This window comes from Bacillus sp. Brlt_9 (assembly GCF_051948935.1).
GTDB lineage: Bacteria > Bacillota > Bacilli > Bacillales > Bacillaceae_G > Bacillus_A.
Genome location: NZ_JAYJLO010000001.1, coordinates 728,116 through 742,265, shown reverse-complemented (window position 1 = coordinate 742,265; position 14,150 = coordinate 728,116). Strand labels below are relative to the sequence as shown.

Sequence of the window (14,150 nt, the reverse complement as noted above, 5' to 3'; positions counted from 1 at the left end):
AAATTACATTAATTTCAAGTTATTTTACCACTATTTCTTATAGAACAGTCTCTTCTAATCCAATCACATCGGTATCATGTTTATTAAAAAACTTAATATAGCTTATTATGAGATTGGACTTGTTCTTCTAGATAATTTTCAACTTCTGGTTTCACTCTATTATAAAGACTCGCTAATTCTTTTATCTTAGGAACAGTAACCATTTGGGCACTGAATTTATTATCTAATAAATGTTTTATCCTTCTTTTCTGAAAGTCCTCCTTAGTTTCTATAACAGAATCTACATATTCTCTAAATAACGGATAATTATCCCCTTTTCTTATTAATAAATCAATAGATATTCCTATTTGAGTTAAAAGAGCGCTTTTTGTGATTTTCTGTAATGCCCCCTTTTCGCTCTCAAATACAGCCCAGTCTGAGATAACCCCTTGAGCGGCCTGCAATAATTTATTGTCCTTTTTTATATAGTACTGATTACTATTCCTCTGCCTCCATCTCACAGGTGGTAAATGTTTCTCCAACCATGCCTTATCATACTTTTGTATCCAAGAGAATGCTGCTCGGTTTAAAGCTTTTAGTTGAGTGCGCTTGAAGTTAGGATTCTGGGTAAAAATAATTTCCCACTCTTCTTTATACTTTTTGGTTTTTTCTTCATTGAACAATTCCTTAATCCTTCTCGTGGGTCGATTATTTATATTTTGTTTACCACTAACCATTTGTTTTTTTATGCTCCTCACTGTCGGACAGCTCATCTTTGTAATGCGACTAATTTCTCTGATAGATAAATTTCGAGATAATAATTTTTGGAATTCATTATTCCATATATCCCCTCTTTCAATTATGCGTAAAGAAAATTTAGTAATCTCCAGAGGTGTTTGTTCAGGTAAAATCAATCTATATTTAAATCCGCAATTACATGTAAAATCACCTTGTAATCTCCTATAAGCCATGTGCGTATCAGTTTCTAAAGTTTCTACACAATCTTCTAAATAATGGTCTGCCAAAGGATTCATACAAATCCACGGACCTGAACCAAACGGTTGATAAATGTAATCATTTTCATAAAATTCTCTTACACTACCGCATAACAAACGCATTATCAATATGTGCCTTACTGGATGTAAATATCTAATCCTATGCTTCTCTGTAATATATCGCACCCAGGATAAAGGATTATCAGGACTTAAATATGAATTAAATAAATCTAAAATTTCTTTGGGATAAAAATCTAATACCTTTTCTGCTAACAAATGTTTTCTCTTAACTATTGGATAAGCAATCCCATGAATTTTTAAAAGTTCCATATATTTATCATAATAATACTGATGTGGGTGAACTGTTAAATTCTCACTAAACAAATACTCAATATCCTTAGCAATATCTAGTAAAATTTCAAATGATTTGTCACTGACCTGTATTTCTTCTACATTTGCATGCACATCATTGATATTAGGCATAATAAATTTATTATATTCCTTTTTGAGATTATTTCTGGGGAGCTTGGTTAAACAAATTTTATGCTTTGTGCAAACTAACACCCCTGACACTTGATGAAATCTATTCCAAAAACCTTCTCCATACGTTTCAAATTGATCTTTCAAACATTTTTTACAATAATATAAGTGTTCTTTTCTCTTTACATCGTCAGCAAGTTCTCGAATTACACGCGTTGAATATAAAGATTTATCCTGTCTCTTGACCTTAAGTAGAATATTATGATAATTATCCTCTTCCATAAATTGGCGAAAGAAAGGTAATATAGAATGTTTTTCTATAAAATAGTCTGCAGTTAGATCCTTCGATACATCTTTTAATTTTTCTACGATTAAATCCATTCCATTAGGAACATCAACATCAAATTTTTTTGCATTACTTCCCAATAACCTTAGTAGTGTTTCACGTTTAGATTTATGTCCAGAGTGATAATGATAACGAGCTATAATACTATAAAATAACTCATTTTCGTATGGGGTTGGAAAATAACAAATCATAATAACTCCTTTCTAATAGCGCTTTCAAACTTTTTCTTGTTAACTCATTTACAAATTAGTTGTATCCTACACTTAATAATTGAGAATTTATGTTCAATTCTTTAAAAATTATTCAATACATAAGTTTTAACTTTGATCCAAAATTATTTTTTTGCTTTCATTAAATTTTTTCATTCTGTATGTTTTCTTCTAATCCATATGTTAAAGCCAGCGATGCTGATTGCTGTAATAAAAATTTAAAGCTTTTCTTTTCTCCATATTCCTCTAATACATTTTCAACAGAAACTTTAGCAACTTCGTAGTCTATTTCCATATTTTGCAGCTTTTGAATAATTCTTATATCTAAGTCATCTTTAGAGTTTTGACTACACAGAGCTTCTTGCTGCTCTAAAAAATAGTTCACATTAACTACGTTAGTTACTTCGTTCAATCCAGAATCTAATGTATCATCTAGTGTACTCAATACTATATCTTCATACCTTGCCATATTAGATTTTTTTCCTGTTTTCATTGCCTTAAGAACTGGTTGAAGTGACTTTAAATAATTTTCAGAAACTCGTTTAATGATAATAGGTGTTATGACTTACTTTTTCTTTTTCATGGTTTCCATTTGTACAAGCATGAATAACTTAACTGCAATTGCAATTATTCCTTGACTGTACTCATAGATTATTTTACTTAATTCAGGGGTCAATTCTGTATATTCTAGATTCCATTGATAGCGCCATAACCCTTTTAACAACAACTGCCATTCTCTATCTGTTTCTTTATGATGCATCCAGACTAGATCCCCTTGGCCACACATTCTCCGGATCTGTCTTAATGCTCTTTTATACAATACTTCTGTTTTGGGAGTCCCTATAAATATAATCGGGATTTTACATGTATTGTTTAAAGTAACAAAGAAGTTCAGCATCATTTCTTCACCTTGGTTTTTTGCTATACTTAGATGTTGAATTTCATCTACAATTAATACTCCTATACCATGCTGAACTATATGACTTTGCATAGCTATAATGAGTTTGGACACGGTCACGTGTGATTTATTATAAATTTGTTGCGTATATTGAGTCCCTAATACACTGTCGAGTTTTTTAAAAAAAGCACCAATTAAACCTTTTAATGTACCATCATGAGGGCAATCTATTTTTAGGTAAACAATTTGTTTCCTAATAAACGGTCGGCCTTTATATTCTGTATGCTGGATGACTTGAGGATAAGTGGAGAGCAACCTGTTTAAACTCCTTGACTTTCCAATACCTGAAGTTCCAACAATCATAAAACCCTCGCCTGGTATTTCACAAACATTTGTTAAAGGTATTTCACCTTTTTGTAAATTATCATATATTTGTCTGAGTAATAATTTTTCTTCTTTATCCATGGGATTTCTACATAGATATCCTTGCCTAAGAGCTCTGTCAAATAGATTATATAGAGCCATCTGTCTGCCATATGGCTGAAAAAAACTGTTTAAACGCATTACATAATGATAACGTAACTCTTTTGGGTGTAATCTTTCCTCTTTATTAAAATGTGGATAAACCGCTAAAGATTTACAAAGACTTTCCGTACTAAGTATAGGAGGCAAAGTCTCTAAGAATGGATTTCCTTCATATTCCTTTACTTGTTGAGGTAAGTATACCGCCTTAGGGTGAAAGCAATTTTCTTCTATGTAGATATTATTAACCATTTTCTTCCTCATAGTTTCCTTCCTCCTCCATTAGCTTTTCATATAGTTTTAGTTGCTCTATCTCATATTCATTTAATTCTGCTTCTTCTTGTTCATATCCTAAGGATAATGTTCTTTTATGTAATTTCTCGCCCTTTTCTTCTTTATTTTCAATTAAAAATGCTTCTTGTGGTTGACGTTCAAAGTTATCTTCTGTTCTTCTGTCTCTAATATTTTTTATTTTTGCTGTGTTACTTTCTTCAAATATCGGGATAATACTTTTTGTTCGCTGCTCTGCATCAGCAACAACTTCTTCAACCCTAGACTGAAAAGTTAATTTTCTTTCTAAATCCTCTCTTATCTTAATCTGCTTTAATTCTCTCTCTGTTTTTTGTAGATATTCTATTTCACTTATACTTTTACCATAATACGCACTAGTCCTGTCCATTTCACAAACTATATAACCACTTTCATTTTCATCTTTAATATAAACAAACGTCATATTTCTCGGATCAAAAAGTAACCTAATTTTCCAACCATTATTTCTAGCTTTTTCAAACCAATGTTCTTGTATTGCTTTTGTGCACGTATACCTCATGTTTTTATATTTAATCCCTTCACCAGAAACTCTTCCTACATCTACAGACATAAAAGCAAATTTCAATTCTTCCTTCAGAAATGTCCCTAAGATCCCTGAGCATTTTTCAATTCCCCAATTCCAAATATTATTTGGAGTAGGAATTACTCGATCTCTTATCATAGCTTCACTTAATTCATAGTGTTCAAGTATTTTTTGATTATGCATTCTTATATATTCAATAATGATTTTACGAATATCTTGAATTGTAAGAACTGCGTTTAGTCGGTAATCTGGTGCTCCTCGTTTCCCAAAATTCTTTTCGACGTATCCTGGTAATAATGGCTTGGCATTCTGTTGAAGAAGTCCTAGCGCACGCTCTACGATACCTTTCAAATCCGCTCTATATGGAGGGGTATTTTCAAGACGAATATTAATTCTATCCGCTAGCTTTTGGGCTTCTTTTCCGATTAATTCTCCTCGATCGGCTAATAGTGCTGCTGGCAAATTAGATGCTATCCATTCACCCGGTTCAATTGGGACTCCCAGACTTTTGCAATATTCTTCTTTATCACTAACGGCACAATAAAGTGCTAATCTGGCCATCTCTAGTGACGCAGATCTAGTATCTACATGAAAACCAACTATCATTCTGCTAAATACATCAACTACAAGATATAAAGTTGGTCGGCCTATGATTGCGTTATAATTATTCGAAGATACAACATAGACGTCTGCAATTGTAGAATCAATTTGATATAAACTACCTGGCCCATAAACATAATCGTTTGATTTGCCTAAGATGGCTCTTTGGGTTAAATTATGTTGCTTTTCCCCTAAACGTTTTATTGATACCTTATGTGAACTGGTTAATTTTTTGGCCCAATAAACAAATTGAACATATGAAGGTGGGTTTGCGTTTTCTTTAAACTTCAATACGGTCTCGCTACCGAAATTTAACTTATTCATAAAATTTTCTGCTAAAAACCTTTCATATGTATAACGGAGGGAATTTTCTTTTTGATTCATATAGTATTTTTGAAACGCATTAACGATAAGTTTTTTTACCTGCTGAGTTATATTAATACCTTCTCCATGAGTATCTTTATCTTTTTTTGGTCTACCAATTTTCATATGTCCAAGATTCTTTTCTTTTCCTTTTCCACCACAATTTTTATAATTAGCAACTATCGCTCCTTTATTTTGACCATTTTTCCAATACATTCTTAATAACTTATATAGAGTTGGTTTTGTGTGTCCTTGCTCAATATATGGTTTCAAAATTCTTCCTCTTGCCTTGCTGTCAAATATAGCTGGAATATTCTCTTCTGATAGTAACTGTTGAATTAAGTTCCAACTTTTTTCTATTCGTATCCTTTGTGACGCATTTAACTCCTCTTCCATGTATAACTTATAATAAGGATCTGATAGACTTACTCTAATCATGTCATTTTGAATATCACTTATAACATCAAGTACATTTACCTTGATAGGAAGAGCATTGCTATCATTCAAGGCAAAAATGTACGTGACTTCTTGTTTAGAATCTATCCATAAAACTCTATAGTAGATTTTATCTTCATCTGTATCTTCTTCTAAAATCATATTATGGTATAAAATGGTCATCGAAGGCCTCCTTATCTACATAAAAATCATTCCTATCTAACATATGCATTTTAAAATCTTGTTGTAAGTTAATATTTATAACATGGTGAAAAACTAAAAAATTAAAGAATGTTAGTGCTGTTCCATTCTTTAAAAGATTTTCTCTTGTAAAGACTTCTAAAGATTGTTCAAGACATGAAGTAGATTCATTTAGATAAACAACAAATTTTTCTAGTAAGTAAATCATTTCTTTGGTTAACATAGAATAACTCATAACTATATTTGCACTTCTAATTCTTTTTAAATTATTAACAAGAGGAAGAGGCACTTCTAATTCTTTTTAAATTATTAACAAGAGGAAGAGGCACGTCTCGTTCAGTTATAATTCCCCAATCTATATTTTTTTGTTTCCAATAGCAACGTTCAATTTCAAATTTCTCCTGAACACGCTTTTTTTCTAATTCATTTGAGGGTTTAACTGTCCTTGCAATTATTTTTTCACAATGATTTTCATTTATCGTGATTATAAAATCTGTACTCATAACATAAGGTGTATTGCTTTTACTATCTGTTGGATATTTAATCTTCTTTTCCTTTGCAATCTCCATTGCTAATTCTAAATCTAGTAGTGGATATTGCTCCCGAATATCGATAACATCCTTTGAGTAATCTAACAATAAAAAATAGTTATACTCAAGACGAGATAAAAAATGGTGCATTCTTTTTGTTTTAAGACCTAATTCCCTAGATACAATACCGTTTGATGGAAAGTCATTTACTGTTATCCACGGGAGGTATTCTGAACCTTCTCCTAATCCTCTACCTTCATCAATCCATTTCCCCATCTTTTTCCATGTCCACATTCTTCCACTCTTCATGATTAAACCGCCCTCTCGTAGTAACAGCTTTTATTAGGGTTAACAATATCCCGAATATTCAAACATTTAAACCGGAAACTCCATCAAGAAAATCTATTACTTAATAAATCATGTAAATTTTTTATCCATTTAATTAAAAAATAGAAGGCATTTGTATCTTTAAACATACAAATGCCTTCTATTTTTATTATTGATATAAGTTTATTAATACTTGTTTTAACTCTGGTTTTATTGCAATAATTGAGCGAACTGCCTTTACTTGTTGTTCTGCATCTTCCACATTAGAAGCATGACCTAATTCTAACATTAGTCCCGTTGCAACTGTACCTGTACGATTACGTCCACCGGAACAATGGAAAAATACTTTCTTATCTTGTTCAACAGCTTCTTTGACCGCTGCAATTGCATTTCTTACTGATTCATCTTGCCCTTCTACACCTTCTACGATTGGATAAGCATGACGTTTTGTTCCAGCCGGAAATCCTTCTGGTTCCTCTCCTCCAGCACGTAAATCAAACACCTCTGTGATCCCATGCTTTTTTACTGCGTCTTGTATAGCGTCTACTCCACCAATATATACTTTTCCTTTTACTAGTTCGTGATAGTTAGTCATGTTTGTTAAGCTCCTTTAACTGTTAGTTAGCAGCAGTTAGATCCGCCACTGATAACAAGGCCTGCCCCTTGTTGATCTTCTACATAGTCTAGTGTCAATGTATTTACTAATTCAACAACCTTTGGATCCATAGCAACTTGAATACCATTTACTGTTTCTGTGACATCGTTTTCTTGTGCTTCGCCTAAATTAATACCGTAGCTAGGACCACAGCATCCAGCACCATCAAATGTAAAACGTAATGTTGAAACACCGTTTTCTTTCATAGCAGTTTCAATAAACTCTTTTGCTTTATCTGTAATATTCATTTTCATTTCTCCCCTTCATAGTAACTGATTAAAAATGTTTTATTTCACTAAAGCTTTAAGTTTCTCATATCCCACAATATCATCCGATTGCCAAGGGATGATAACACAGTTATTTTGTGATTCCTTTTGAACCGCTTGAATCCATTGTACTTCAGACTGCGCTCTCCCTCTTAACACGAAATCAATTGTATGTGTTGCATAAAAACTTTGATTGATTACCCACCATTTTGGATTAATATCTGCACGTTTCAAATCTTCTTGTAGACGGCTTGCTTCATGTACTGGCGTAGCCTCCGCTAATGTTACAATGACAACACTTGTTTCCTCTGGATTACGAAGACGCGGTAATAAGTTCTTCACAGACTGTGGTACTTCACCAGAAGAGCGTGCAATCTCCTTATGATACGTTTGTGCCGCATCCAACAACAATAACGTATGACCCGTTGGCGCTGTATCAATAACTACAATTTCATCATTTGCTCTTTCAACAATATCCGCTAAAGCACGGAAAACTGCAATTTCTTCTGTACAAGGAGAACGTAAATCTTCTTCTAAATACGCTAAACCTTCTTCGTCAACCGTATCTTTTGCTTGCTCTATAACTTCCTTACGATAGTTTTCAACTTCTACTTTTGGATCAATTCGACTTATCGTAATATTCCCTTGTTCCCCATGCATAACATAATCAATATGTGCTGCGGGATCAGTTGTAGTTAAGTGTACATGGTGTCCTTTTTCAGCCAGACCAACTGCAATTGCAGATGCTACCGTAGTCTTTCCAACACCACCTTTTCCCATTGTAAAAATTACTCGTTTTCCAGATTCTGAAAGATTAGTAATCAATGTCTGAAGTGAAGGAATTGAGACAGCATTTGCTTCTTCATTCGAAATCGAGAGATTTTCCATTGGTTGAACCAGCTTTCTCATATTCTCTATCCCAGTAATGTTAAACGGTACTAATGGAACTTCATACATAGGAAGATTCTTTAATTCTTCTGCCATATTTTCTAACGCACTTGATTGTCTCTTAAACAGCGCATTTGAGACATCATCATTTTGTACATAGTCTTTCAAGATACCATTTACAAGTAGAAATTGATTACTAACACCAATTTCTTTTAATTCATGAGCTGCACGTTCCGCTTCTTGTAATGGAGAACTATCTGGTCGTGTGACCAGCAATAGCATTGTTTGATTCGGATTGGATAGTGCCTGAACCGTTTGATTATATAATTCTTTTTTATCTCCAAGACCTGCTAATGGTCCTAAACAAGAAGCTCCATGAGTACTTTCTTCCAGGAAACCACTCCAAGCCGTAGGAAGTTGAAGAAGACGTAACGTATGACCTGTTGGCGCTGTATCAAATATAATGTGATCGAATTTCGATGTTAATTCTTTATTGGTAAGTAACGTAGAGAATTCATCAAATGCGGCCATTTCTACTGTGCAAGCTCCAGATAATTGCTCTTCCATCGTTGCAATAACTGTATCAGGGAGCTTTCCACGGTATGGACCAACAACATGTTCTTTATATTCATGTGCTGCTGTTTCAGGATCCAAGTTAGCTACTTGTAGATTTGGAACACTTGGAATTTCTTTCGGTTTATTCGTAAGTTCTATTTCGAACACATCTTGTAAATTAGAAGCTGGGTCAGTACTTATTAATAAAACTTGTTTCCCCATATCAGCTAATGTAATAGCTGTTGCACATGCAGTAGATGTTTTTCCTACTCCGCCTTTACCAGTAAAGAATAAAAATGGTGTGAATGCTATTGTGTTTGGGTTATATAAGTTTGTCATTGCCTTTCACTTCTTTCTCTATTTTTTCACGTTTAACTTTAAACGTACGACTGGCTTTTGACTCAACTCTTCTTCTGTTATATCTGTTAATTGTGTAAGTTCTTCATTTGTCAGGTGACTTTTTTCTTTTACTACTTTTCCATCTACCAAAGTTACAGGCAACACGTCTGGTCCTTTATCTGTTAATAGTTGACTAATAACTTCATTATTGGCAAATGCATCTGGTTCACTTGCCAAATTATAACGAGTCACATCAATTCCTTTATTCTTCAAGTTGTTAACAGCAACTGAAATACGAATTAACTCTGGATCAACACTTGGACCGCAAACTCCAGTAGAACAACACATTGCAGGATCAAAAATTTCAATCTTTTTCATCTCTGATTTCTCCCCTTCTTTATAAAAAAGCCGAGAAAGAATTCTCGGCCTATTTTATTTTCAATTATTCTCCTGTTTCAGCATACTTTTTAATACGTGCGCCAATTTCATCACGAACTCTTTGGAATACAGACCATTCTTGACCCGCTGGATCATCAAATCCCCAGTGAACTCGTTTTACATGTGGTGGTGTTGTCGGACATACATCATTTGCGTGACCACAAAGTGTTACAACTAAATCTGCTTTGTCTAAAATATCACGGTCAATGATATCAGATGTTTGGTCCGTAATATCAATGTCTACTTCTTTCATTGCTTTAATTGCATTCGGATTTACTCCATGTGCCTCAATACCAGCAGAAAGTACATTCCATTTGTCACCTAAATATTTTTTACCCCAAGCTTCTGCCATTTGGCTACGACATGAGTTTCCTGTGCATAAAAAGTAAATTGTTTTCTTGTTTTCCATGATAATTCCACCTTTATTATGATTGTTTATTTTTATTGTGTTTGAAAGTATTTACGTTGGAACCAAAGTGCTACATTTACAAGTGCTATCATAACTGGCACCTCAACTAAAGGTCCGATAACTGCTGCAAACGCTGCACCTGACTGAATTCCAAATACACCTACAGCTACAGCAATCGCTAATTCAAAGTTATTACTTCCAGCCGTAAACGCTAATGTTGTTGATACCCCGTAACTTGCACCAATTTTTTTGCCCATAAAGAAAGAGACAAAGAACATGATTACAAAGTAAATGAGTAATGGAATTGCAATACGTACAACATCAAATGGTACGCTAACAATCACTTCTCCTTTTAAAGAGAACATCACAATGATTGTAAACAGTAATGCGATTAAAGTAATTGGACTAATCTTTGGAATGAATACTTTTTCATACCATTCTCGTCCTTTCGTTTTTACAAAGATCAAGCGTGTTAGCATTCCTGCGATGAATGGAATTCCTAAATATATAAACACTGATTTCGCAACCTCAGCCATTGTTATATCTACAACAGCACCTTCAATTCCTAACCATTCTGGAATAACTGTTACAAATACATAAGCATATACTGAGAAAAATAACATTTGGAATACAGAGTTAAATGCCACTAATCCTGCCGCATATTCTGTATCACCTTTCGCTAAGTCATTCCATACGATAACCATCGCAATACAACGAGCTAAACCTATCATGATTAAGCCCACCATATATTCTGGCTTATCTGGTAAGAATATAACAGCCAAAGCAAACATTAAAACAGGACCAATAATCCAGTTTTGTACCAGTGATAATACTAATACTTTTACATCTTTAAAAACGCGCCCCATCTCTTCGTAGCGAACTTTTGCAAGTGGTGGATACATCATTAAAATTAGGCCAATCGCTAGTGGAATGGACGTTGTTCCTACCTGTAAACTATTCATTCCATCAACGAATCCAGGTGATAGATATCCAACCCCAATCCCTACTGCCATCGCAAGAAAAATCCATAGGGTTAGATATCGATCTAGGAAAGACAGACGTTTTTTCCCCGTGTTGCTCATCCCTCTCACTTCCCTTTCTAACTATTTATTAACAACCACACCGGAGTGTAGGATTGCTCTTCACAATTTGTTTAATTTTCTCTGTTTGGTCTGGTACATGCGCTAAAATATCTTCTAAAAGCGTGTATAAATCACTTGCTTGATTTAAAGAGTAATAAATCCACTGACCTCTGCGCTCTTCCTGTACTAAACCTAAATCCTTTAACTTTCGAAGATGCTGACTGATAGAAGGTTGACTCATATCAAATACTTCAAGAAGTTCACATACACAACATTCACGTTGTTTAAGGATTGATACAATTGTTAATCTTGTTTTATCTCCTAATAATTTCAGTAATTGGGATGCTCTTGTTACTTCTACAACTGTTTTTTCCATATCTACACCTACCTCTTTATAATTACATAAGCATATGCTTATATGTTGTGTAAAAATAAAACGTATTATTCCTTCAAATTAGCTTATTCTCACTTTCAAAATAAGTATATAACTATTTGCTTATATGTTCAACTGAAAACTCTCACCTTTACAGAACCTTTACATTCGATTTCCTTTTTTAAAATTTGTGCTCTTTTTCTTATCCCAAAAGATATAAATGATAAATCCTATAGGTCCTGTTAAAAAGATAAATATCAACCATATCAGAAAATGTTGCTTACTAATTTTATTTTTTCGATATTCGAGCGTAACATATGAACACATGTAAATTATCAAAAGATATATACCTACAATTAGCAATTGATCTAACAATCCTATCCCCCCATTTTTTAATAGATAATTCTTAGGTGTTTTTTTAAATCATATCATAAGTAAATAATTATATGTCTATATAAAGGGTGATAAACTTTATAAAACCCCTACTAATTTAAATAAGGATTTACTTATCTGAACTATGCTTAAGGATTCGAGGTATATGTAAATAATTACGTTATAAAGGTATTCACATACCCTTCAAATGTGTAAATACCTTTACCATTTATATTTCAGATACAACTTTATTTATTCTGCAGTTAACAATTTTTCCATGATCATCACATCTACATGCTCGCCGTCCATTATTCCCTGCTTTTCAAACACTCCTACTTCACGATAACCCATTTTACGATATAAGCCTTGCCCTAGATTATTAAAAGAAAAGGTAAATAAAACAAATTTATAGAATTCATTTTGCTGTCCGGTCTTTTCTAAAGCTAAAAGTAACTTCTGTCCCAAACCTTTTCCACGATACTCTCTCTTTATGTATATAGATAGCTCCCCTACACCCCGATAAGCGCATCGATGACTATATGGATTAATAGAAGCCCAACCGACAATTTTAGAATTCTCTTCCATAACAATTACCGAATATCTTTTTTCTCGTTGGAATAGCCATTCCATCACATATGTATCTGTTTTTATTTCTGTCTCTAAAGTCGCAATACGGTCCTCGATACCCTCATTATAAATAGTCATAATTTCTTGTACATCTTGTTCAATTGCTTTTCTAATCTCCATACTTATCTCCCCCTTATTCACCTCATATTTTTAAGTAGCTTATTAGCTTTCTCACAACAAATTTAGCATCTGATCCAACTCCCCTTAATGTCGCAGAAGAAAACGAACGCTGACCTTCTAAACCAACATAATACAAACCTTGAACTTCTGTACTTACACCAGCTATTTGTAAAGGTTTCCCTTCTGAATCCAGTGCTCCAATAGCATTGAAGTAAGAGAGATTAGGATGATATCCCGTTGCAAAAATTACTGTATCGATTGGCTCCTTCTTCCCATCAGGCCAAACTACACCATCAGTGTAAAAAGATGTAAACATAGGCGTTTGATCTGGATTCCCCCTAGCTAATCGTTCCTTGTAATCACCTAAATCGATGACTCCACCTGAACTCGGTGCTGTTTTTCCAAATCGCCAAAACGGAAAGGTATCTATGCCTAATACCTTAAGCCAAAAATGTAAATCCTTCCCCCACACTTTTTGTTTTATGAGTTGAACAGGCTTTCGTACAGCTAAAGATACTTTACTTACATCGGCCAATTCAAGCGCAATTTGGACAGCTGAATTCCTCCGCCCCACCACCACTACTCTTTGGTTAATATAATGATTCGGACTCCGGTACATAGCGGAATGTATAACATTCCCCTTGAATTTCTCTTGATCCTTTATTATCGGATTAAACGGACTGTGGAAAGAGCCAGTTGCATTTATAATAGTTCTAGTCAGAAATGCCTTTCCAGAGACTGTTTCGACTTTAAATATTTCATCTTCTCTTTCTACAGATTCAACTCGCTGATTTGTCATTACTGGTAGTTGGAATTTTTCCGCGTAATTTTGCAAGTAATCAATTACTTCATTTCTCGTAGGATAATCATTGGGATGTGCTGGGAACTTCATTCCAGGTAAAGATGAAAAGCGTGCCGGAGAAAACAATTTCAGACTGTCATAATAACAAGGCCAAGATCCTACAGTCTGCTCACTCGCTTCTAATATTAAAAAGTGTAATCCCTTTTTTTGAAGGTGATAACCAGATGCAAGACCAGCCTGCCCTCCTCCGATTACAATGGAATCTAATATTTCTTTCATCTTTATCCCACCTTTTGATTTTATTTGCATTTTGCAACTAATATATATAAGGAGTTATTTCTCTGAGAACTTACAGTATAAATTGAATTCGATATCGAAACGCTAAACGATAAGACGATAACAGTCTCTAAATTCATTAATATATGAGAAAATCCCCTGTGAATATTCATATACTTATCAATCAAATTTACGTTTCGCATAAGCCTC

General features: G+C 33.8%; 15 protein-coding genes. All 15 read right to left on the bottom strand.

What is annotated here, in order from left to right; all coding sequences use genetic code 11:
* Window positions 1–92: 92 nt before the first annotated feature.
* The gene (locus VF726_RS03810) at window positions 93–1,991 is read right to left on the bottom strand and encodes a TnsD family Tn7-like transposition protein (protein WP_440165973.1); all 1,899 of its coding nucleotides are present in this window, start codon (window positions 1,989–1,991) and stop codon (window positions 93–95) included.
* A gap of 160 nt (window positions 1,992–2,151) precedes the next feature.
* Window positions 2,152–2,454, bottom strand: a complete 303-nt coding sequence (locus VF726_RS03805) for a hypothetical protein (protein WP_440165971.1) — start codon at window positions 2,452–2,454, stop codon at window positions 2,152–2,154.
* A 120-nt stretch (window positions 2,455–2,574) separates the two neighbouring features.
* A complete protein-coding gene (locus VF726_RS03800; protein WP_440165969.1) occupies window positions 2,575–3,693 on the bottom strand; it encodes an ATP-binding protein in 1,119 nt (372 codons plus the stop codon).
* A complete protein-coding gene (locus tag VF726_RS03795; RefSeq protein ID WP_440165967.1) occupies window positions 3,674–5,863 on the bottom strand; it encodes a DNA-binding protein in 2,190 nt (729 codons plus the stop codon). Before VF726_RS03795 ends, VF726_RS03800 begins: the two co-directional genes overlap by 20 nt.
* Entirely contained in the window at window positions 5,844–6,116 is a 273-nt protein-coding gene (locus VF726_RS03790; RefSeq protein WP_440165965.1) for a hypothetical protein, read from the bottom strand. Before VF726_RS03790 ends, VF726_RS03795 begins: the two co-directional genes overlap by 20 nt.
* Window positions 6,117–6,150: 34 nt before the next feature.
* Window positions 6,151–6,705, bottom strand: a complete 555-nt coding sequence (locus VF726_RS03785) for a TnsA endonuclease N-terminal domain-containing protein (protein ID WP_440165963.1) — start codon at window positions 6,703–6,705, stop codon at window positions 6,151–6,153.
* Window positions 6,706–6,907: 202 nt separating this feature from the next.
* Window positions 6,908–7,333, bottom strand: a complete 426-nt coding sequence (locus tag VF726_RS03780) for a protein-tyrosine phosphatase family protein (protein WP_440165961.1) — start codon at window positions 7,331–7,333, stop codon at window positions 6,908–6,910.
* Window positions 7,334–7,359: 26 nt separating this feature from the next.
* Window positions 7,360–7,641: a HesB/IscA family protein gene (locus VF726_RS03775; RefSeq protein ID WP_001027743.1), complete on the bottom strand. Its 282-nt coding sequence runs from the start codon at window positions 7,639–7,641 to the stop codon at window positions 7,360–7,362.
* Window positions 7,642–7,680: 39 nt separating this feature from the next.
* The gene (arsA, locus tag VF726_RS03770) at window positions 7,681–9,441 is read right to left on the bottom strand and encodes an arsenical pump-driving ATPase (RefSeq protein WP_440165959.1); all 1,761 of its coding nucleotides are present in this window, start codon (window positions 9,439–9,441) and stop codon (window positions 7,681–7,683) included.
* An 18-nt stretch (window positions 9,442–9,459) separates the two neighbouring features.
* Entirely contained in the window at window positions 9,460–9,819 is a 360-nt protein-coding gene (arsD, locus tag VF726_RS03765; RefSeq protein WP_267999150.1) for an arsenite efflux transporter metallochaperone ArsD, read from the bottom strand.
* Window positions 9,820–9,883: 64 nt separating this feature from the next.
* Entirely contained in the window at window positions 9,884–10,288 is a 405-nt protein-coding gene (gene arsC / locus VF726_RS03760; protein WP_000428327.1) for an arsenate reductase (thioredoxin), read from the bottom strand.
* A gap of 32 nt (window positions 10,289–10,320) precedes the next feature.
* The gene (arsB, locus tag VF726_RS03755; RefSeq protein ID WP_000072357.1) at window positions 10,321–11,370 is read right to left on the bottom strand and encodes an ACR3 family arsenite efflux transporter; all 1,050 of its coding nucleotides are present in this window, start codon (window positions 11,368–11,370) and stop codon (window positions 10,321–10,323) included.
* Between the two features lie 28 nt (window positions 11,371–11,398).
* Window positions 11,399–11,746 carry an ArsR/SmtB family transcription factor gene (locus VF726_RS03750; RefSeq protein WP_000416313.1) on the bottom strand — a complete coding sequence of 116 codons (348 nt, stop codon included), beginning with the start codon at window positions 11,744–11,746 and terminating at the stop codon, window positions 11,399–11,401.
* 621 nt (window positions 11,747–12,367) lie between these two features.
* Window positions 12,368–12,862, bottom strand: coding sequence for an arsinothricin resistance N-acetyltransferase ArsN1 family A (locus VF726_RS03745; protein WP_440165954.1), 495 nt, complete (start codon window positions 12,860–12,862; stop codon window positions 12,368–12,370).
* A gap of 22 nt (window positions 12,863–12,884) precedes the next feature.
* The gene (locus VF726_RS03740; protein WP_440165951.1) at window positions 12,885–13,943 is read right to left on the bottom strand and encodes a flavin-containing monooxygenase; all 1,059 of its coding nucleotides are present in this window, start codon (window positions 13,941–13,943) and stop codon (window positions 12,885–12,887) included.
* Window positions 13,944–14,150: the final 207 nt, after the last annotated feature.